A 21,982-nucleotide genomic window follows, 5' to 3' on the forward strand; every position below is an offset into this window, starting at 1 on the left:
TTTTATATAGTTTTAATTAAGATGGAAATTATTTCACCTGAAGCACAGATCTTGTGTGACTAAAGTTTTCAAAGCTGAATTTCCCATGATATTTTCCCATTCCGGAAGTTCCGACACCACCAAAAGGCAAATAATGTGATCCAACATGCACAATTGTACTGTTAATTTCTGCGTCGCCACTCGTTGTTCGGTTCAGAATATCATTTGCAAATTCCTGATTTTCGGTGAAAATATATAAGGCTAATGGTTTCGGACGATTATTTATTTCATCTAAAGCTTTCTCAATATCATTATAGGTCATGATTGGAAGAATCGGACCAAAAATTTCCTGTTGCATCACTTTATCATCCCAAGTTACATTATCCATTAAAGTAGCTTCAAAATGACGGGTTTCAAGATCATAACTTCCGCCATAAATTACTTTTTCAGGAGCTGCATCAAGGTAACCCGCAAGATTTTTGATTTGATTCTGATTGACAATTTTTCCGATTTTACCTAATGATCCATCTGGATAAGTTGTTTTTAAATAAGCTTTAAATTTTTCAACAAAAGCATCTTTCACAGATTCATGAATATAAATATAATCTGGGGCCACACAAGTTTGTCCACAATTGATCCATTTTCCGTAAGAAATTCTTGCAACGGCTTTGTCAAGATCTGCATCTTTATGGATGATTGTCGGAGATTTCCCTCCCAATTCAAGAGTTAAAGGAATTAATTGTTCAGCTGCAGCTTTCATGACGATTTTTCCAACATTTGGACTTCCTGTAAAGAAAATATAGTCAAACGGCAGGCTTAATAATAAAGTATTTTCTTCAATCGCTCCCTGAACGACGGCTACATAAGCTTCGTCGAATGATTCTTTTACAATATCTTCAAGAACTTTTGCTACGTGAGGTGTATTTTCAGAAGGTTTTAAGATAGCTGTATTTCCTGCGATCAAAGCTCCGATTAGCGGACTGAAAGTCAACTGAACAGGGTAGTTGAAAGGGCCGATAATATAATTAACACCATAAGGTTCGTGAATTATTTTACTCGTCACTTCAGCTCCCGAAGAATGCGGTTTTGATTCTGCTGGAATTGGTTTTGCCCATTCGTCAACATTTTCTAAAAGGTAATCAAGTTCGCTGACAACGATTTGGATTTCTACATATTCAGCTTCTTTTCGACTTTTTCCTAAATCTATATCTAAAGCTTCACAAAGAGCATCAGTATGACTCAAAAATACTTGTCTGAATTTTTTTAGTTGAGTTTTTCTGAATTCAATATCTTTAGTTTGATTGGTTTTAAAGAAGGCCTTTTGCTTTTCAAATATTCCTCTTATTTTCTGTTCCAGTTCTGTATTCATTTTTATTTTTTTTATGATTGCAAATTTAAAACTGTGCAATGTTTTGATTGAAAATTATTAAGCAAATTTATTGTTAAAAATTAAATTGTGTACAATTTAATTTAAATTTTATTCTAATTGAATTATTGATGTAACCTATAATATAATGTAGATTTTCAATGAAAAATTAATGCCAACAACTTTTCTGAATATTAAATCGAGTTTAATTTTTAAAAATTGAGCGAAGATTTTTTATCTTTGGGACATGAATTGGGAGAACATCGCCGGACAGGAAAATCTGAAAAAACTTCTTAAAGACAGTATCGCTGAAAACAGAGTGAGCCACGCCCAGCTTTTCATAGGAAAAGAAGGTTATGGAACACTTCCAATGGTTTTGGCGTATGCAAAAGAAATTTTAAAAGGTGAAAACGAGCACGCAGCATCAAAAGTGGAACATTTAAATCACCTTGATCTGCATTTCAGTTTCCCGGTTTTTACGGATAACAGAAACTCTTTAAGCAAAAATAAGTTTGAAGAATTCAGAGAGATGATCATGGCTTCACCATATGCAAGCTATGATGATTGGGCGGCTTTTCTGGAGTCTGAAAATAAGCAACTCTTTATTTCTGCAGATGAAGTTGATGATCAAAATCAAAAATTCTCTCTTAAAAGTTTTGAAGGCGGAACTAAAATTCTGATTGTTTGGAGAGCAGATAAAATGAATATTGCCGCTTCCAACAAGTTCCTGAAATTTTTAGAAGAACCACCGGCAAAAACAATTATTCTTCTTACAGCCGAAGATATTAATGATATTCTTCCGACAATTCTTTCCAGAACGCAGGTTGTGGAGATCCCAAGAATTAATGATAATGATATAGAAAACTATCTTAAAAAGAATTTTTCTGTATCTGATGAAAAGGTGAGAGAAATTGTTCACCAGGCTCAGGGAGATTTGAATGATGCCATCAAGCTTTTAAACTCAGAAAATAAAAGCGATGAGTTTGAAAAGTTGTTCGTTCAATGGGTTCGTGATGCATTTATGGTGAAAAAGAAACCTGAATTTCTTAAAAGTATCATTCTTTGGGCAAGAGAAATTGCAGGCTGGAACAGAGAAAAACAAAAGAACTTTTTAAATTATTGTTCAGAGATTTTCAGATTGGCCTTGCTTCAAAATTATCAGTCGGAAAGCCTTGTTTACAAAAAAATTGACGCCAACGGTTTTAACTGGGCAGGATTTTCAAAATTCATCAGCGGAGCCAATATCGAAAGTATTCTGGAAGAAATTTCAACAGCCGATTTACATTTAACCCGAAACGGAAATCCTAAAATAATCTGGACAGATTTAGGAATAAAATTATCAAGATATATTCATAAAAGCACATAAATAGAAACTCCGGCATTATTGTCGGAGTTTCTATTTTTCATTAAAGAGAGTTATTTTGTCATTCATCTTTAGCACAATTTTCTTTCTCAGGTTAACATTTTGGGGATAGTCTCTATTTAAAATGGATAATTCAATAGATAGAATTAATAATGTTTTATTCATATCAGTTTAAATTTAATTAACGGAAATCTAATACTATTCAGTGAGTTACATTAAGGAATATTAAATTTTAATTAAATAATCAATCAATCGTTTGATTTATTGAAAATCTTGTGTAAATTTGCACCTTGAAAAATGAGAGTATAATGATTTCAAAAGAAGAAAATATATTGTTCGCTGCCGAGAAGCTCTTTGCTGAGAAGGGTTTTGAGGGAACTTCCACCCGGGAGATCGCAAAAGCCGCGAATGTGAATATTTCTATGATATCTTACTATTTCGGTTCTAAAGAAAAACTGTATGAAAAATTAGTTGAATACAGAATGAGTGAAGGGCAATTCTTTTCCAAAGATATTTTAGAAAGAACCGACATCAATGAATGGGAAAAAATAGAAAAAATAATAGATCAGTTTGCAGGAAGAATAAGACATCAAAAATGTTTTTACCGAATCATGCAGAGAGAGCAGTTACATGCAGAGAATCCTCAGATCGTTGAGTTTCTTAAACAAACGAAAATGGGTTTTATTGCCATGTATTCAAAGATTTTAGAAAGTGGATTAAAAAAAGGTGTTTTTACAAAAAACCCTCCAATCTATTTGCTTCATGCAACGGTGAGTGGAACTTTATTTTATGCCTCAAATGGCAAGGAAATGTATAAAGAATTCTTAAACGATACGGAAGAAGAAAGCGTTTTTGATGAAAAATATTACATGGAGCTCAATAAACATATTAAATATATACTAAAAGACCTTTTAGGTTATGAAGAGAATAAATAATTCAGTTCTTGCACTTTCTCTATTTATAGGAATTGCAAACATAAATGCTCAGGAGAAAAAACAACTCACCCTCGATGAAGCTGTGCAGTTGGGAATCCAAAATAGCAAGAGCCTAAAGATTGATGCAGCTAAAATTGAAGAAGCTACCGCAGATCTTTTGGAAGCAAAGAACAAACAACTTCCTGAATTGAAAGTTTCCGGAAGCTATATGTATCTTCCCATTAAACCAACAATTGATCTGAAACTTTCGACCGGATCAGGTGCTGGCGCAGAAAGCCCGACAGTACATCAGGTTGCCTATGGATCTGTGAATCTTAGTGTTCCGATTTACAACGGTGGAAGAATTAAATATGGTATTCAGTCTGCAAAATATTTGGTGGAAGCATCAAAATTAAGCACAGAAAATGATAAAATAGCGATTGCTTATAACGTTGCTCAGGCTTACAATAATTTATTTAAAGCGAACCAATCCATTAAAGTTTTAGAAGAAAATCTTACTGCTTCTCAAAAAAGAGATGATACTTTTCTTAAACTTGAAAATAATGGAGTTATCGCTAGAAACGATCGTTTAAAGGCAAATCTTCAGACTTCAAATATCGAATTGCAATTATTGGAAGCAAAAAACAACTATAATATTGCCAACATCAATATGGATTTGTTGTTAGGATTAGCTGATAATACAGAAATTGAAGTTGATCAAAATTATATCGACGAAGGTTCTGATGTAAAAGCAGTTGACTTTTATGTAAACGAAGCCAGAGAAAACCGTAAAGATTTACAGGCTTTAGCTCAACAAAGAAAAGCGGCTGAGTTGGGATCTAAATCTGCAAAAGCTGAAAATCTTCCATCAATTGCATTTACAGGAGGTTATGTAGCTGCGGATATTCCAAAATTCCTTACCCTTTACAATGCGGTAAACGTTGGAGTTGGGATCTCTTATAATTTATCAAATCTTTGGAAAGAAAATTCTTCATTAAGACAGTCTCAGGCAAGAGAAAAGCAGCTAGCTGCCAACGATGAATTATTAAATGACAATATTAAGCTTGACGTAAACAGAGAATATCAAAACACAGATTACTCTAAAAAGAGAATCGCAGTGTATGAAAAAGCTGCAGAACAGGCTAATGAAAATTACAGAATTACAAAAAATAAATATGACAACGGTTTGGCTACCATGACCGAATTGTTGGATGCAGATGCAGCACAGATTTCTTCAAATGTTGGAGTTATTAATGCAAAAGCAGATGCAGCATTGGCTTACAGAAAACTATTACAAACTACAGGAACTTTAACAATTAAATAAGATTAAGACCAAAAATGGAAAATAATAATACACCAGTAACTGAACCTAAAAAGAAAAAGAGTTTAGTTTTCCCAATCATTTTAGCGGTTGTCGTAGTAGTGGGAGGGATCTACGGATACAGAACATATTCTTACGGACAGCTTCACGAAGAAACTGACGATGCTCAGATTGCTTCAAACATGAGCCCTGTAATTTCTAAAGTTTCAGGATATGTAACGCAGATAAAAGTAAAAGATAATCAGTTAGTTAAAAAAGGAGATACTTTGGTTATCCTTGATAACAGAGATCAAAAAATGGCTTTGGTACAGGCTGAAGCAGCTTTAACGACTGCAAAAAGCAATATTTCAAACGCTCAGGCAAGTACTACTGCAACATCTAAAAATATAGGAAGCTCACAAGCAGCTGTAACAACAGCAAATGCTCAAATCGAAGCTGCAAAAGTAAATGTTTGGAAAACAAATCAGGATTTAAAAAGATATTCTGTTTTGGTAAAAGACCACTCAATTACAGAACAACAATACGAGCAGGCTTTAGCTGCAAAACAATCTGCTGACAGACAATTACAGGTTTTAGTTGATCAGAGAAATCAAATTGCTCAACAAACGGGCATTGCTTCTTCTCAAACGGCTGCAAGTTCTCAACAGATCAGTGTTGCAGGTTCAGTGGCTAAACAAAGAGAAGTTGATGTAGAAAATGCAAGATTGAATCTTTCTTACACAATTATCCTTGCTTCAGAAGACGGATATGTAGGAAAAGTTCCAATTCAGGCAGGACAGTATTTACAGGCAGGATCTCAGTTATTTAGTTTAGTTAAAAATGACCAAAAATGGGTTGTGGCTAACTTTAAAGAAACTCAGGTTGATAAAATGGTAGAAGGTCAGAAAGTAAAAATCGAAATCGATGCTTTCCCAGACACCGAATTTGATGGAGTAGTAAGTTCATTCTCTCCGGCTACAGGTTCTACATTCTCTATTCTTCCTCCGGATAACGCGAGTGGTAACTTCGTGAAAGTTGTACAAAGACTTCCTGTGAAAATCGACTTTGTAAAACTAGATCCAAACGTTGCTAAAAGACTAAGAACAGGAATGAACGTGAAAGCCGAAGTTTCTTTGAAATAATATTTAAATAAGTGGATTGTCAATTTTGCTGAAGCAAGTCAATTGTGAAAGAAAAATGAAGCAGTAAATTGATGATGAAGTTTGATGCCGATCTTGTGGAAGGATTCAGTGATGAAGAGGGAAATGAGGTGATGAAGATGATTTTGCAGATGGAGTTCAATGGAGAAGTATAATGAAGTTGAAAACTGACAAACGAAGTTGATATCGGTTTTGTAGATGGAAATCAATGATGAACTTGGAAAATGAAGTAGTAAAATTGACAATGAAGTTGATTAATAATTGACAATTCACTTTTAAAAAATAATTAAAAATAATAAGAAATTAAGGGATTTAGAAATTGATGTTTGATTTGAATTATTTAAATATTTAATAACTAAATAATTTGCAGCCGAATTTAATAAAGAACAAAGTTAGTTCGTAAAAATGCTTGTTCTTATTTCTAAAATTTCTAGATCTCATAATCTCATAATTTTTTAATACCTATAAAAAAACTATGGAAGATTCATTAGTAGAATATGGAGCCCGAAGAGTGATCATTACGATCACAGCTATTCTTTGTGCTTTGCTTGAAATTGTGGATTCCACGATTGTGAACGTTGCCCTGAACGAGATGAAAGGTAACCTGGGATCTACACTTTCTGAAGTTGGTTGGGTAATTACGGCGTATGCCATTGGTAACGTAATTGTGGTGCCGATGACGAGTTGGCTTTCTCAACAGTTCGGACGAAGAAATTACTTTGCAGCTTCTATTATCATATTTACTGTGTTCTCATTTTTATGCGGTAATGCAGATAATATTTGGGAGTTGGTATTCTTTAGATTATGTCAGGGAATTGGAGGTGGAGCCTTATTGGTAACCTCACAAACCATTATCACAGAATCTTATCCGATTGAAAAAAGAAGTATGGCTCAGGCTATTTATGGTTTGGGAGTAATTATTGGTCCAACATTAGGTCCGCCATTAGGAGGTTATATTGTTGATAATTTCAGTTGGCCATATATTTTCTATATTAATATTCCAATCGGGATTGCAGCAACTTTAATGACATTACAGTTTATAAAAAGTCCGAAATATGCTGAAAAACGTAAAGCTTCAGATGTAGATTGGTTAGGAATTGCTTTATTGGCCATTACCGTAGGTTCATTACAGTATATCTTAGAAAGAGGGCATGAAGAAGACTGGTTTGCAAGCGGATGGATTGTCCTATTTACCGTATCAGCAGTCTTAGGATTTATATTATTCCTCTGGCGAGAACTTACGTTCAAATATCCGATTGTAGAGCTGAGAGTTTTAAAAAACAGTAATTTAAGGATCGGAACGGTCATGTCCTTTGTATTAGGATTTGGTTTATATGGTTCAACATTTATTGTTCCTTTATATACTCAGAGTATCTTGGGATGGACGGCCTTAGAATCTGGAGCATTAATGATTCCGGCGGCGTTAACAACCGCTTTCATGATGCCAATTATTGGTAAGTTGCTTTCGAAAGGAGTAAAACAACAGATTTTAGTATCGTTAGGATTATTTACGTTCTTCGTTTATAGTTTCTGGGGATATAAAATTCTAACTCCGGATACCGGTAAAGACGCCTTCTTCTGGATGTTGATGGTAAGAGGAGCAGGATTAGGATTATTGTTTATTCCGATCACTTCTTTATCATTAAGTACTTTGAAAGGTCAGGAAATTGGACAAGGAGCAGCATTTACAGGGATGATGAGACAGCTGGGAGGATCTTTCGGGATCGCGGCCATTACCACATTTATTGCGAATGCTAGCCAGAAATACAGAGTTAATTTGGTTTCCCATTTAGATTCCAATGACTTTGATGTCCAGCAAAGATTAGCTGGATTAAAAGCAAGCTTCATGGCAAAAGGGATGACTCCCGATGCAGCAATGAATGCAGCATACAAAATGCTTGATCTTACGGTCACGAAACAGGCAACGGTGTTGTCTTATATGGACGTTTTCCTTTATTTAGGAATTGCTTTCCTGGTTTGTATTCCGTTTATCTTATTGGTTAAAGAGCGAAAAAGCAAAGAAAAAATAGATTTAAGTGGTGTACACTAAATTTTATTGAAATAAATACAAATCCTCCGAAACTTTTCGGAGGATTTTTTGTGGAAATTATTTCATTACAAGAATATTTTTCAGCATAAATAAAGACATCTAGTATTAGGGATGTCATCCTGAGCGTAGTCGAAGGATCTAAACTTAATATTCTTAACAACTTAACAAAACCTTAATGGTTCAAAAACATCATTTAATTCTTGTCGTCCATTCAATCCCACTAATATCAATTAATTTCAACGTATGAATCTCATCTTTTTGAGTCATAAGATCATCGATACTAATGGTTAAATCAGCTTTCGCCCCAAGCGGAATAATCAAGCTATATTTACCATTTTTCACTTTCGCTACATAATGATTGTTAATATTTTCTTTTGAAAAATTTGAAAGTTCGGTCTGATCTAATGCTTTTAAAATATCTCCTTTTTCATTTAAAATATGAATTCCAATGAGGAAAGAGCCATAAACATCTACGCCTTCCGTTCTGTAAACCTCAAACTTTAAATCTGAATTATTTAGCGAAATATTTGAAATTTCGACTTTGGGTTTTACCGATTTATTATGCAAAGTTCCCCAAACTCCACCATGAAAATATTGATTGGTATAAAGCGTAAGTCCAAAAATAAGGAGTGATCCGATCAATACAAAAAGCTTAGGATTCAAAATAGGAAATGTCCCTGAACCTAACCATTTGAACCCTATTTTCTGAGTGAAATTAAAATTCTTCTTCAAAAAATATTGATCCAGTGAATAAGAACCACTTCCTGTTAGAAATAAGGTGAATCCACCCGCAATTCCTAAAACACCGATCTGCCATTCATCCAAACAAGTTGTTCCTATCCAGCCTGAACCTAATAAGATTCCCAAAGCCAGCCCGAAAATTCCGATACTCATTAATCTGGTGAATAGACCTAAAATAATGAATAATCCCACAACCGCTTCAACAATAGTAAAAGTCACCATTGAAGTATGCAGAGCTTCCGGATGAGTCACCAAATATTCGATAATTGGTTTGATGCCTAAAGCGTTGGGTAAAAAATGATTGAATTTTTCTCCGATATATCCTGCTTCTTCAGGATCGAGTTTGTTTTCAAGAACGAGTCTGCGCCAAAAAGCTGAGAAGTAAGTCCACCCGATAACCATACGGATCGACAACGTATATAAACCAGCCATATCAGTAGGCTGATTGGTACTATTTTTCATTGAATTGATATTTTACTAAATAATTGATTGTTAAAAAATGATCTTAGAACTGAATCTAAACCAAATTCAACCTCAATTGTTTATATAAAATATACTTTGGCGGACTATTTCCGCTAGTCATTCCGGAATAGTTGTTTTGAGAAATTGTATCCTCAGAAAAATTTAAAACTGAGTTTAATTTAAAAGGAAAAGCTTCATTAAACTTGAAATCTGCCTTTGAAACTGATGTTTTTGAAGAAGAATTATGATGGGCAATATCGCAATTTCCCATCGGGCTAATAGTCGTTTTTACTTTGTTTAAAGTACTGATATGCTGAATATCAAAAACACCTAAAACATTTCTTTTTACAGAACATGGAGATAATGAAAAAGCCAAAAGTAGAATGACTACAATTGTTTTATAAAAATTAATATATGTTCTGGTGATTGGCATCTTTACAAAACTACGGTTTTTGAATGTAAGGAGTTAATTGTTTAATATAGAATTTCTTTTTAAGATTTATTTTGAGAAGATGTTTCGTCAAAACAGCTACAACCAAACTCAATTTGGCTACTTTTAAATCCTGACTTCTGAGCAACTTTGCAGTATAAAATTTACTATAATGCAAAAAACAATTTTTATTACAGGAACCTCATCAGGCTTAGGAAAAACAACGGCAAAATTATTTCAGAGCAAAGGCTGGAATGTTATCGCAACCATGAGAAACCCTGAAGCCGAAACAGAACTTACCCAACTTGAAAACGTAACGGTTTTAAAACTTGATGTTGCCAATCCGCAAGAACTTAAAGAAACGATCGATTATGTTCTTGAAAATTATAAAGTAGATGTAGCCTTAAATAATGCTGGATACGGTTTGGTTGGACCTTTGGAAGCTTTTACGGATGATCAGATCAAATTGCAGATTGAAACCAATTTGATGGGAGTGATCCGTATTACAAAAGCTTTTACACCATATTTCAGGGAGAGAAAAGAGGGTGTTTTGATCAATATTACTTCAAGTTTTGGATTAATTGGTTTTCCGACATGCTCCATTTACAGCGCAACAAAATTTGCGGTTGACGGATTTTCAGAATGTATGGGTTACGAATTAGCCCAATTTGGAATTAAAGTAAAAGTAGTAGCTCCCGGAGGAATACAAACCGATTTTGCCGGACGTTCTCTGGATGGAGCCCAGCATGCCACTTATCAAAAATTAATGAGTAAAGTTCAGGAAGGATACAGCCCGGAGCAGGTTGCAAATTATTCAACACCGGAAGATATTGCCAATGTTGTTTATGAAGCAGCTACAGACGGAAAAGATCAGTTAAGATACGTTGCCGGAAAAGACGCCAATACTTTATATAACGAAAGAGCAGAGATCGGAGCCGAGGCTCAGGTACAGAAAATAAAATCGGATTTTAAGTTTTAAAGGTCAGAAGTTTGAAGACGGAAGCTTGAAGTTAATTCGTGACTTTTATACTTCTAGCTTTGCACTTCCAACATCCATCCAAAATTTCCCCTCTCCTGACAAACAGTTGTCACAATCTCAACTTATATTTGTATTATGAAAACCAGCCAATCACCAGTTCATTTTCGATCTTTGTCGGTTTTGCATGAAGCAATGGGCATTTCGGCGCCGTTGCATCCTTTGATCAGTATTATTGATTACGGAGAAACACGTTTTGATCCTAAAATTTTTGAAAATGGAACAAAATCGGATTTCTATAAAATTTCATTTAAAACAAAATTCAACGGGAAAATTCGGTACGGACAGGGATATTATGATTTCGAAAATGGCGGAATGTCTTTCGTATCACCCGGTCAGATCCTCAGAATGGATCATGAAGAAGCTGATTATAGCGGAATGTCTTTGCATATTCATCCCGATTTCATCAGACCTTATTCTGCGGCAGAAGCTTTATATCTTTCTGAAAAAGAAAAGAAAACGATTTCTGATGTTTTTGAAAATATTCAGAATGAATTGAATGAGCGGATAGATCAATTCAGCCAGGATGTTATCATTTCTCAGATAGAATTGTTGCTGACGTACAGCAATCGTTTTTACAACAGGCAATTTATCACCAGAAAATCCGTAAATAATGATTTGTTGTCTAAAATGGAAGATCTTCTGAATGATTTTTTCGATAAAGAAAAAGGAATAAAAGGTCTTCCGACAGTTGAATTTGTAGCGTCACAACTCAACCTTACGCCAAGATATTTGAGTGATATGCTTCGACATCATACAGGGCAGAACGCACAACAGCATATTCATGATAAACTGATCGAAAAGGCTAAGGAATATCTTTCGGAATCTCAATTTTCGGTTTCTGAAACAGCTTATCAACTCGGTTTTGAACATCCACAGTCTTTCAGTAAATTATTTAAAAAGAAAACAGAAGTTACCCCCAACGAATACAAACAATCTCTTCAAAAATTTAATAATGAATCCAAATAATTTAGATAAAATCATAGAACGCTCTTTAGAAATAAGAGAAAAATATCATCAGCTGGAAATTCAGCAAAATGGTAAAGAATGGACTTTAGAACAGGACGCTTTAGCTTATCTCACGGATGCGGGTTTGGTGGGAAGAGATGTAATGTCACATGAAAAAATATGGGGGAAATCAAACGCTGCAGAAGAACTTGAACATAAATTAGGCGAAAATATCTGGTGGCTGATTATCTTAGCAGACCGAACCGGAATTGATATGAAAGAAGCCTTAGAAAAGTTTTTAACCAAAACAGAAAATTTATTAAAATGAGTTATTGTTCAGCCATAGCAGGAATGCAACCAGAAAGTCGAAAAGAACTTCACAAAAATTATCACGATAACCATTACGGATTTCCGATTCATGATGATAATGAATTATTTGGAAGATTAGTTATGGAGATCAATCAGGCAGGATTGAGTTGGGAAACGATTTTAAAGAAAGAAGAAACTTTCAGAAAAGCTTATGATAATTTTGATATTCAAAAAGTGGCGGCTTACACAGAAGAAGACCGCGAAAGACTTCTGAGTGATCCCGGAATTATCAGAAATAAATTAAAAGTAAACGCTGCCATCGAAAACGCCAAAACCATCATCGAATTACAAAAAGAATTCGGTTCTTTCGAAAAATGGCTGGAGCATCATCATCCAAAAACATTACAGGAATGGATGAAAATATTCAAAAAAACATTCAAATTCACAGGTGGTGAAATTGTCAACGAATTTCTGATGAGCATTGGATTTTTAAAAGGATGTCATGATGAAGGTTGCCCTGTTTTTCAGGATGTTCTTAAACATGATCCGATGTGGAATAAAAAATAATATTTTTTTGAATTTTTATGTCTAAAATATAAGTTCAGGCCGTCGGAATTTCCGAAAGTTTAAACTTATTTCGATTCTCTTTGTCGGACTTTCCTGCGAAACGAAACTACTTTGATTTAACCCATAGGAGAGTTCGACAAACTAAACTTATATTTTTGAAGGAAAAATGAATGATATTACTTGAAACTTCTCACAGAAACATCAGGCGCCTGCCCTTGTGGAACAATAAAAATAGCATTATAACTAATTAGAAAAACGAATCTATTTTTCTGTCAAGATTTCTTTATGTTCTTTTCCCCATTTTTCGAGTTCTTCTATGATGGGTTTTAATTTATAACCAATCTCGGTCAATTCATATTCAACGCGGGGAGGAACTTCTGCGAAAACGGTTCTTCTAATGATTTTATCTTCTTCCAATTTTCGAAGTTGAAGGGTAAGCATACGTTCCGTAATATTTTGAAGACGTTTTCTCAATTCACCAAATCTTAGTTTTCCGTTGATGAGATAACAGCAGATCGCCAAAGACCATTGTCCGCCAATGACATTTGAAGCATAAATTTCAAGACACTCATCTGAAAGGGCTTTTTTGTTGGCAAAATTGGTTGATGTTTCCTTTATCTTAGTCATTACTTACATTTTTTATAGTACCGTACAATGAGATACTACTGTTTATAATGTAAGTTACATATATTATTTTTGTAGTAGAAATTTAAATATAATGAAAACATTAGTTATTGTCATTCATCCACAAATAGAAAAATCTGTAATCAATAAAAGATGGATCGATGAATTAAATAAATATCCCGAAAAATACATAGTTCACCAATTATACAAAGAATATCCAGATGAAAAGATTGATATTCTAAAAGAGCAGGAATTAATAGAATCTTATGATAAAATAGTTTTTCAGTTTCCGTTTTATTGGTTTAGCAGTCCGCCACTTTTAAAGAAATGGTTTGATGAGGTTGTGTTATACGGCTGGGCGTACGGAAGCAAAAGCGGTTACAAAGTAGGGGGGAAGAAGATTTCTTTGGCGATCACCGCCGGAATTGATGAAGAAGGCTACAGCGCATCCGGAAAATATAAATACACGATGAAAGAATTAACGACTCCTTTTGAACTGACTTTCGATTACATAAAAGCAGACTACAAAGAACCATTTGTTTTTTACGGAATTGAACAGGATTCTTCTGCAGAAGCCATTGAAAGGAGTGTGCCGTTGTATTTGGAGTTTATTGATGGGTTGTAGATACTGATTTTGTATCCTATGTTTGCATAGGAAAGTATTTTACTATTTATAAACCCACCCAAATAGGAAAAAGAGACAAATTAATTGTTGTTATTAGTCTTTAGGATGAATTTTTGAAGAATTTAAAGAACAGGTTGAAAGTTTTTTTAACGCAAAGATTTATTTGAAATTTTGGATATTTAAGGGAGCAAAGAAGTGAATCAATATAATTGATTCTTAAGAAGGTTGCTTCATCAGCGACTTTGTCGCATTTCTTTGCTCTCTAAAAATAATATAGTTGCATAATAAAACTTTGCGTTTAAAAATGAATTTTAGTGTTTATACTGTCTATCATTTCAACGTAGAAGAAATCTCTATAAATGTAGCCAAATCAATTGCTTCTTCTTGAAAATACTCTTTAAACTGATTTGAGAGTTTTTTATCTTTAAATTTCACAATAGTATATCCGCTGTCGTATGCTACAATTTCAAGAAAGGCTTTTTCAATTAAAAACTCATTAGGTTTCCATGCTTTTTCATCTTCAGCAGATAAATTTGAAATAAGATTAAAATCTATTTGAGTGTTTTTAGGAACAGCAGAAATAATTCCCCAAATTATTTGAGTGCTAGATTGATAAAGCGTTTCAAATTCTTCCTTATTTAAAACAAAATAATCTTTGTCAAAATTGATAGGTATCTCATCATCTGTCATAAAATCTAAATCTGTTAAAACCCAATCATAATCAATAAAATCTTTCCAAATTGGTTTTAAAACTTCAAGTAGGTTGGTATGAAATTTTACAATTTTTGTGCTTCTGATGATCCAGTTCATTTAATTTCTATTTAAAACAATATCAATTCTCCTTTCTGCTTCCTCTTTTGAAATTCCACTATAAAAATCATTAACAAAAAGATGCTCAAAACTTTCATGAGGATAAACAAAAGGCCTTCCTACTTTATTGTTGACAAATACATCGGTAGGAATAGTTTCTTGAAAATCATAGTCTGGAAGGTAATTTGAAAGCCATCCGAAATATCCTCCTTCAAAATCGTCATTGTCATAATTCTCAACGTATTCATTAAAGCTTTTCTCACTTAATGAAACCCAAATTCCATATTCAAGATCTTGGCAATTGTTATTGACTTCCTGTACGAGAACTGCTCGCACAAAGTAGCACGTTTCATCAGAATATTTTATGATACATAAATCTGAAGTTAGTTCAGAATTCTCCAATTCTTCTTCGGTCAATTGGAAATACGGATATGGTGCAGAATAGGCTATTGCAGGCCAATCTTCTTTTTCTTCGCCGCAGCATTGGCAGATGTATTTCGTCATTAGATTTTTTTATTTATAATGGAGATAAAACTTATTCTCAAAGATTTCTTTAGGATCATATTTCTTTTTGAGTTGAAAAAATGAATCAGTTTGAGGATAAACTTTTCTCATTTTCATTCGATCTATATGAAGCCGATACGGAAGATAAAAAGTTCCTTCATTTTTTATGGCTTCATCAACTAATTTGTTGGTAAGAATTTTCATTTTATGTTCCTGCTGATCTGTTTTCTTTTGATTAAACAAAAAAACAAAGCCAAAGACATCTTCCTTTGCATAGTTCATATGGCTATCTTCATCTTTATTTACAGCTCGAATGGTGATGTTGAGTAAGTCAATCTGAGAAAATTTTAAAATAGGTTTTATATCTTCTATAAATTGGTTAAAATTTCGTGCTGGAATAAAATATTCCTGTAAAAGATCTGTAGAATTTGGATCTTTATTTTCAATTAGAGAAACATGGTCGTTCAATAATTCATTTCTCGAATAAACAGCATTTTTTGTAACTCTGTTCATTCCTGTTTCCAAATCCCAACGAAGTCTTTTTCCATATTCGCTGTTCACAGTACTTCTAAAAACTAAACGTTTTGTTTCTTCGTTTTTTGCATCCTGTGCAGGAAGTGATAAAGGTTTTTCATCTGTTTTTTCAAAATAATTAATCGTTGCATCTTCTAGAAAACGTTTATTAGATATTTTTAATCTTCCAAAAACTAAGTTCACATTCGGGTTATCTGAAATAAATTTTTTGTAATAATCAACATAATTGTCTGAACTTAAACGAATGTATTTATATTGTAAAGCAAGATTATCAACTACTTTTAACTTGACATCGAGAATGATTCCGAAAAGTCCATATCCACCAATAACTAATTTAAAAAGCTCCGGATTTTCATTTCTACTGCAATTAATCACTTCTCCATTCTCTTTCATTAAAGTAAATGAGACTACACTTGAAGAAATTGGAGGCGAATCTTTTTGCCAGCCATGACCATTAACACTCATAGAACCGCCTACTGAAAATGAACTAAAAGCCTGCATCACAGCAATTGATTTTCCATGCTTGTCCAGAAATTTTATAGCATCTTCCCAAAGCGCACCTGATCCTATAGTAAGAATATTATTTTTTGCATCAAGCTCCATTTGTTTATAAGGAAGCATATTGAGGAGAATTCCGTTCGGATAAATAGAATGCCCTCCCATACTGTGTTGCGCACCTGCAATTGAAATTTTTAAATTCTTCTCCTTTGCATATTTTAATATTTGGCGAAGCTGTTTTTCTATTTCAGGTTTAGTTTCCGGAACTTTTATTAAAGTATCTATTTTGGTTAAATTTAACTGGCTTGCATCATTAGTGTACCCGTTGGGAATAGTAATTTTATTTTCAGATTCTGCCCATTTAGTTTTGAAAACATGAATAATAGGAATTGAAATGAAAATTAGAATTACTACAATTCCGAGAATTAAAAAATGTTTTTTCTTCATATATTTTACAAAATAATTAGGAGCTAAAAATACTCAAATTTCCTTACCCCACCGTCTTCGTATCTTCCTCCTTCAAGATTTTTTTCTCCTTCATAGAAAGCATCATTCTTTCGCATTTGTATTTTTCCCAGTCGAATTGATTGAGAAAATCCAGTGCTGCCACAAAGCCTCTGTTGAAAAGATCTTCTTTTTCCTCTCTTTTCATGAAGAAATTCAGCCAGCTGCTTTCACCGCAATTCACGGTTTGAATGCTGAAAGAATGGTAAAAAGTATGCTTCGTAAGGAAAGATTTATCATTAAAACCTTTTAAAGTACTGAGGATATTTCCGGCAAATGAGAAAGGTGATTTTAGGATTTGTTCGCTCGTTTTTCCTTTTTCGGATAGAATATCGGAGTCGCTGGTGAGCTGTACCCCAAACAAAGGCATCCTCGGATAAAAAACATCACTCGAATGAAAAAGATCGATCGGGAAATTAGAAATACTTCCGCCATCAATAAAAACGCCGACAGGGTAGATGTCTTCCTGTTTGGTATTCATCCAGAATTTCCAGGCATATTTCACAGAATCATCATCTTTATCGATTCTCTTTTGGAAAGGTTCAAAAAAGAAAGGAACCGACATCGAAGCACGCACAAACTCGGCCGGACTGATGCGTTTCATTTCTTCCTCAGACCAGTATAAATTGGCCATCGTAGGAAGTTCAACTTTAATTTTAGCATTAATGTCGGTTGTGATGACGATGTATTCTGATTTTAGTAAATAGAAAGGATTGTTTTTATAATAATCATTGTTTACGGCGCTTTCGTAGAATATTCTGTAGCGGGTCTGGTCGATATGCTCTAAATTATTAACCTTAATTTCTTCAATACTGTTAAGAGCGATGGCATAATATTCCTGCTCATTTCCGTAGCGGTAGTTGAGGTTAAGCTGACGTTCCTTTTGGATGAATTTATCATTAAGTTCGGCAACGGTTTTTATCCCAAACCCGTTCATCACATCGGTCATTTGATCTAAAAAAGCTTTTCCGGGATTGAGTCCGCTATTTTGTTTCCTGAAATCATTATAAAACTTTTTAATACAAAAAAATGCAATGATAATCGGAATGAGCGGAACAAGGAAAAGCAATTTCGCGTTCAAAGTAGTTTCCGAAGAAAGCGCAAACGGAATAACGACCAGAATAATCATGAGCACAGCCGCAATAATGGCATTTATTTTCAGGAAATTCTTGTTATTCAGCATCGCATGAATGGTGGTTTTTACATACGTTTTCCCATCCATAAAATCGGCGAAGTTCCAATTGAAAAGGATTTCTCTTATCACCTCACTTTTGGCTTCTTCTTTAGTTCTGCAGGCTGCAATCAACATCGTATTAATGGCTCCGGCACTCGTTCCCGCAATTTTCAGAAAACGAACTCCAAAGATCTCCAAACCATAGAGATAACCTACCAGTGCACTTCCCCAGACACCGCCACCTTCCTGCACAAATTCTACATATTGATTTCCGTGAGCATCCAGAAGGTCAGAAAATTCTTTGGACGAAATATTTTCATGCAAAGCTGTGAGCTTGTCTTTTGATTCCTGAGAAAGTACATTTTCATCAAGAATTTTGTTAAGAATTTCGGTTTTCATAGTTGGTTTGGTGGTTTTTAGTTTTTTTGCTTGATGCTTAATTTTTTTTTGCTTAATGTTGGTAAACGCAAAGGCGCAAAGTTTTTTACTTTGTGCGTGTTTTTAAGGCGCAAGAAAATCAAAGATTTTCGTTTTATATGAATTATTTAAAACCCTTTTTTGTCATTCCAGAGGAATCTAAATTATTAAGTTTAATTACCATGTATAGATTCCTCCCGAATGACAAAGTGTACGTTCAATTATAACACAATCAATTTTATCGAAGATAAAATCCTTGCGCCTTAAAAACAACATATTCAATTAGCTTTGCGCCTTTGTGTATACCAACATCAATCAACAGTATAATAATCAGTTCTACACATTAAAATTAATTAAAATCAATCTTAAAAACATACGTATTTTCACCCTAACCATTAAGTGATTCTACCACTGTTTTCTTCTTGCATATATAAAGGTACAGATCACAATTAGCGCCATTAAACCTAAAGTATAAAAATACCCGTGCTTTGTATGTAGCTCAGGCATATTATCGAAATTCATTCCATAAACCCCTGCAATAAAGGTAATTGGTAAAAAATAAACCGAATAAATCGCCAAAACTTTCATCACCTGATTCGCTTTTTGATCCGAAAGTGCTAAAAACATTCCGATTAAGTTGGTGATTTGTATATTGAGATGATCAAAATCTGCCACAACATCTTTATGTTTATCCTTTAAATCGACGACTTCAGAATCCTGTAATCCCAAAAGTTTAAATTTATCGATCGCATCTGTGGAAATCGTCAATACTCTTGAATTTAATCCTGATTTTCTTTTCAGTTTGTATAATCTTCGAATCTGATTGGTATGGTTTGTATTTTTAAGAAAAATCTCATTTTCAATATTATCCATCGTTTCCATTAAACTTACAGACTCATCATCGAAACTTTTCATCATTAATAAAGCGATCATTAAGGCGATATTCTGCGTAGTTGTTTCAGTTGTTGAGCAAGAAAGCTGCTTTTTTGTTTCATTAATACTTTTGGTCTTCATCCTGTGGACAGTAATAATGGTATTACCCAAAAGAAAAACACCTATTTTGGTGCTGATATCGCTGATGGTGTTGAGATTTTTTCTCTCTAATTCGGTGCTTTCACGGAAGAGGAAAAACTTTACGCTTCCGTCCTCTTCATATTTTGGTAAATGATTAGGGTCTAAGGTATCTTCCAGAAGGAGATTGTTGATCTCATATCTTTCATGAAGAAATTTCATGTCTTCCGCTGTGGGAGCTTCTACATCTACCCATTCGCATTGGGAGTCTCTGTATATCGTATCAATTGGCATAAAGTAAAAATACTAATATTTTGAAAAACTATGTGTTAAATAAGTTTTATCTTTGGCAAAATTAAAAAACTATATGATTAAAAGTACAATAAAAGGAATCGGATTTTATGTGCCGGATAATGTTGTAACAAATGATGATTTAGCTAAATTAATGACCACAAATGATGAATGGATCACGGAAAGAACCGGTATCAAAGAAAGAAGACACCGTAAAAACAGAAATGATTCTCAGGAAACTACCGCTTATTTAGGTTTTAAAGCTTCAGAAAAAGCACTGGAAAAAGCGGGTTTAACGGCTAAAGATATAGACTATATTGTTTTCGCAACGCTTTCTCCGGATTATTACTTTCCTGGTTGTGGTGTTTTGCTTCAGGATATGTTGGGTTGTGATACGATCGGAGCCTTGGATGTGAGAAATCAGTGTTCAGGGTTTGTGTATGCAATGAGTGTTGCCAATGCTTTCATAAAATCCGGAACATATAAAAATATTTTGGTGGTTGGTGCTGAAGTTCATTCTTTCGGATTAGATTTTTCTGATGAAGGAAGGGGAGTTTCCGTAATTTTCGGAGATGGCGCAGGGGCGGTTGTCCTTTCTGCAAGTGAAGATGCCAATGCAGGTGATATTTTAGCAATGAATATGCATTCTGAAGGAAAATACGCAGATGAATTGTGTACTCAATTCCCGGGTTCTAAATACGGATGGAGCGACAGAATGAGAAAAGAACCTGAAAACGTGACTGATAAAGAAGTGTATCCTATCATGAACGGAAATTTCGTTTTCAAACATGCGGTAACAAGATTTCCTGAAACGATGCAGGAAGCTTTAGACAAAGCAGGAAAAACGATTGAAGATCTTGATATGTTTATTCCACATCAGGCGAATTTGAGAATTGCTCAATTTGTACAGCAAAAATTCGGACTGCCGGATGAAAAAATTCATAATAATATTCAGAAATACGGAAATACTACTGCAGCATCTATTCCAATTGCTTTAAATGAAGCGATTGAATTAGGTAAAATCAAAAGAGGGGATTTGGTTCTTCTTTCAGCTTTCGGAAGTGGATTCACTTGGGGAAGTATTTTATTTGAATATTAAATCAAATCAATATAATAAAACAAAAACCGTGGATAATAGATCTACGGTTTTTTTGTTTTCCAAATTTCAGAGTATTATTTGTTATATAATGCTGAAAGGTATATGTATTTCATTATTCTTACGAAATAAAAATACTATTAATATAATTGGTGCTTTTTTGTTGTTAATAATTATAGTTTTAGATAGATGGCTATTATTTATTAATTTATATATTAATTTTTAATTAAATAAATTTAATTAACAGATTGTCAGTTGTTTAAACGAAAGTGGTATATAAATGGTATACCCATTTTTTTGAGTTTGGTCTAATTTTTTATCTATTTGCTATAATTATTAAACACAAAGCGATGACAGAATTTAAAAACAAAATGGCTACCCTTGATATTTCCGTGCATGTTACTTTAATGCACAAAAGTAAAATTTCATATCTAAGTATCAATTTAATAAATCTTAGAAATCATCAATAAGCTGTACAAGCTTACCTATTTATTAAAATTTATCACACAAATGAAAAAAAGTATTTTATTAATCCTTTTGGGAGGCTTTATGTATGCCCAAAACGGAAGTGTAGGAATAGGAATAACCTCACCTGATCCTTCTGCTATTTTAGATGTAAAAGCTACTAATAAAGGGGTTCTTCTCCCTGTAGTTTCCCTTACCTCAACGGCTGATGTTACCACTGTTGCCAATCCTAAAACTGGTTTTATTGTTTATAATAAAGCTATTGTAGGATCAGGGACCAATGCTGTTGATAAAGGTGTATATGCTTTTAATGGAACAGTATGGGAGAAAATGTGGAGTAAAACCAATATACAGGCAGAAGTTGATAAAATTCCATTTATTACTCCTGTATTTGCGGCAAGTAATATTGGTACTTCAGCAAGTATAGCTGCAAATACTATTACAAATCTTACATTCAATACTTTGTATCAGAATTCACCGGCAGGAGCTCAGGGGGCAGCAGGAGTATTTACAGGGTATACTATCCAGAAAGCCGGAGGTTATGTAATTTCCTATGCGGTCGATATCAGAAATACATCCGGTGATATTGATAGCGGAGCATTAGTATTTGTACAAAAAAACGGCAATAATGTTTGTACATATGGTACTGATAAAAGATATCAGTTTGGAGGGGTGTCTAGTACTTGTACTTTAAGACTTGCATTGGGAGATGTTATCACATTCAGAGCTCAATCATCAAATACGGCTTATCAAATTGCCAACACTAATGTTTCTATTTCAAGAATCTCTAATAATTAATAATCT

The 21,982-nt window shown here is 33.9% G+C and carries 21 protein-coding genes; 12 read left to right on the forward strand and 9 right to left on the reverse strand.

Annotation, left to right across the window (positions count from 1 at the left end; translation table 11 throughout):
• Positions 1-28 precede the first annotated feature (28 nt).
• A complete protein-coding gene (mdlD, locus tag A0O34_RS15695; protein WP_066756532.1) occupies positions 29-1,348 on the reverse strand; it encodes an NAD(P)-dependent benzaldehyde dehydrogenase MdlD in 1,320 nt (439 codons plus the stop codon).
• A gap of 244 nt (positions 1,349-1,592) precedes the next feature.
• Here mdlD and A0O34_RS15700 point away from each other — a divergent pair, with 244 nt between their 5' ends.
• The 5 genes from A0O34_RS15700 (at position 1,593) to A0O34_RS15720 (ending at position 8,132) form a co-directional block, all read left to right on the forward strand.
• A complete protein-coding gene (locus A0O34_RS15700) occupies positions 1,593-2,711 on the forward strand; it encodes a DNA polymerase III subunit (RefSeq protein WP_066756537.1) in 1,119 nt (372 codons plus the stop codon).
• Positions 2,712-3,016: 305 nt separating this feature from the next.
• Positions 3,017-3,643: a TetR/AcrR family transcriptional regulator gene (locus A0O34_RS15705; protein ID WP_066756540.1), complete on the forward strand. Its 627-nt coding sequence runs from the start codon at positions 3,017-3,019 to the stop codon at positions 3,641-3,643.
• Entirely contained in the window at positions 3,627-4,946 is a 1,320-nt protein-coding gene (locus A0O34_RS15710; RefSeq protein ID WP_066756543.1) for a TolC family protein, read from the forward strand. Before A0O34_RS15705 ends, A0O34_RS15710 begins: the two co-directional genes overlap by 17 nt.
• A 14-nt stretch (positions 4,947-4,960) precedes the next feature.
• A complete protein-coding gene (locus A0O34_RS15715; RefSeq protein ID WP_066756545.1) occupies positions 4,961-6,064 on the forward strand; it encodes an HlyD family secretion protein in 1,104 nt (367 codons plus the stop codon).
• Between the two features lie 493 nt (positions 6,065-6,557).
• Entirely contained in the window at positions 6,558-8,132 is a 1,575-nt protein-coding gene (locus A0O34_RS15720) for a DHA2 family efflux MFS transporter permease subunit (protein WP_066756548.1), read from the forward strand.
• A 189-nt stretch (positions 8,133-8,321) separates the two neighbouring features.
• On the opposite strand, the gene A0O34_RS15725 is transcribed toward A0O34_RS15720, so the two are convergent.
• Complete coding sequence (locus A0O34_RS15725) at positions 8,322-9,335, reverse strand: TQO small subunit DoxD (protein WP_066756551.1); 1,014 nt, start codon at positions 9,333-9,335, stop codon at positions 8,322-8,324.
• Between the two features lie 55 nt (positions 9,336-9,390).
• Positions 9,391-9,768, reverse strand: coding sequence for a hypothetical protein (locus tag A0O34_RS15730; protein ID WP_066756554.1), 378 nt, complete (start codon positions 9,766-9,768; stop codon positions 9,391-9,393).
• Between the two features lie 169 nt (positions 9,769-9,937).
• Between A0O34_RS15730 and A0O34_RS15735 the strand changes: the two genes are divergently transcribed.
• From A0O34_RS15735 to A0O34_RS15750, 4 genes are all read left to right on the forward strand, one after another.
• Positions 9,938-10,744: an SDR family oxidoreductase gene (locus A0O34_RS15735; RefSeq protein ID WP_066756557.1), complete on the forward strand. Its 807-nt coding sequence runs from the start codon at positions 9,938-9,940 to the stop codon at positions 10,742-10,744.
• A gap of 135 nt (positions 10,745-10,879) precedes the next feature.
• Positions 10,880-11,770, forward strand: coding sequence for a helix-turn-helix domain-containing protein (locus A0O34_RS15740; RefSeq protein WP_066756559.1), 891 nt, complete (start codon positions 10,880-10,882; stop codon positions 11,768-11,770).
• Positions 11,757-12,077: a MazG-like protein gene (locus tag A0O34_RS15745; RefSeq protein WP_066756561.1), complete on the forward strand. Its 321-nt coding sequence runs from the start codon at positions 11,757-11,759 to the stop codon at positions 12,075-12,077. Before A0O34_RS15740 ends, A0O34_RS15745 begins: the two co-directional genes overlap by 14 nt.
• Positions 12,074-12,625 carry a DNA-3-methyladenine glycosylase I gene (locus A0O34_RS15750; protein ID WP_066756563.1) on the forward strand — a complete coding sequence of 184 codons (552 nt, stop codon included), beginning with the start codon at positions 12,074-12,076 and terminating at the stop codon, positions 12,623-12,625. The genes A0O34_RS15745 and A0O34_RS15750 overlap by 4 nt, the downstream gene beginning before the upstream one ends.
• Positions 12,626-12,886: 261 nt before the next feature.
• Here A0O34_RS15750 and A0O34_RS15755 read toward each other — a convergent pair whose 3' ends face one another.
• Positions 12,887-13,252, reverse strand: a complete 366-nt coding sequence (locus A0O34_RS15755; RefSeq protein ID WP_066756569.1) for a winged helix-turn-helix transcriptional regulator — start codon at positions 13,250-13,252, stop codon at positions 12,887-12,889.
• 91 nt (positions 13,253-13,343) lie between these two features.
• Between A0O34_RS15755 and A0O34_RS15760 the strand changes: the two genes are divergently transcribed.
• Complete coding sequence (locus A0O34_RS15760; protein ID WP_066756572.1) at positions 13,344-13,874, forward strand: NAD(P)H-dependent oxidoreductase; 531 nt, start codon at positions 13,344-13,346, stop codon at positions 13,872-13,874.
• 330 nt (positions 13,875-14,204) lie between these two features.
• Here A0O34_RS15760 and A0O34_RS15765 read toward each other — a convergent pair whose 3' ends face one another.
• The 5 genes from A0O34_RS15765 to A0O34_RS15785 form a co-directional block, all read right to left on the reverse strand.
• Positions 14,205-14,684 (reverse strand): hypothetical protein, encoded by a 480-nt coding sequence (locus A0O34_RS15765; RefSeq protein ID WP_066756575.1) that lies wholly within the window; start codon positions 14,682-14,684, stop codon positions 14,205-14,207.
• Positions 14,685-15,188 (reverse strand): DUF2199 domain-containing protein, encoded by a 504-nt coding sequence (locus tag A0O34_RS15770; protein WP_066756578.1) that lies wholly within the window; start codon positions 15,186-15,188, stop codon positions 14,685-14,687.
• 9 nt (positions 15,189-15,197) lie between these two features.
• Positions 15,198-16,667, reverse strand: coding sequence for an FAD-binding oxidoreductase (locus tag A0O34_RS15775; RefSeq protein WP_066756581.1), 1,470 nt, complete (start codon positions 16,665-16,667; stop codon positions 15,198-15,200).
• A gap of 43 nt (positions 16,668-16,710) precedes the next feature.
• Positions 16,711-18,297 (reverse strand): patatin-like phospholipase family protein, encoded by a 1,587-nt coding sequence (locus tag A0O34_RS15780; RefSeq protein ID WP_066756584.1) that lies wholly within the window; start codon positions 18,295-18,297, stop codon positions 16,711-16,713.
• Between the two features lie 423 nt (positions 18,298-18,720).
• Positions 18,721-19,620, reverse strand: coding sequence for a magnesium transporter CorA family protein (locus A0O34_RS15785; RefSeq protein WP_066756587.1), 900 nt, complete (start codon positions 19,618-19,620; stop codon positions 18,721-18,723).
• Positions 19,621-19,693: 73 nt separating this feature from the next.
• Here A0O34_RS15785 and A0O34_RS15790 point away from each other — a divergent pair, with 73 nt between their 5' ends.
• Both A0O34_RS15790 and A0O34_RS15795 read left to right on the forward strand, forming a co-directional pair.
• Entirely contained in the window at positions 19,694-20,716 is a 1,023-nt protein-coding gene (locus A0O34_RS15790) for a 3-oxoacyl-ACP synthase III family protein (RefSeq protein WP_066759768.1), read from the forward strand.
• A 507-nt stretch (positions 20,717-21,223) separates the two neighbouring features.
• Positions 21,224-21,976 (forward strand): hypothetical protein, encoded by a 753-nt coding sequence (locus A0O34_RS15795; RefSeq protein WP_066756590.1) that lies wholly within the window; start codon positions 21,224-21,226, stop codon positions 21,974-21,976.
• The last annotated feature ends 6 nt before the right edge of the window (positions 21,977-21,982 follow it).

Origin of the sequence: Chryseobacterium glaciei (assembly GCF_001648155.1) — a bacterium.
Classification (GTDB): domain Bacteria; phylum Bacteroidota; class Bacteroidia; order Flavobacteriales; family Weeksellaceae; genus Chryseobacterium; species Chryseobacterium glaciei.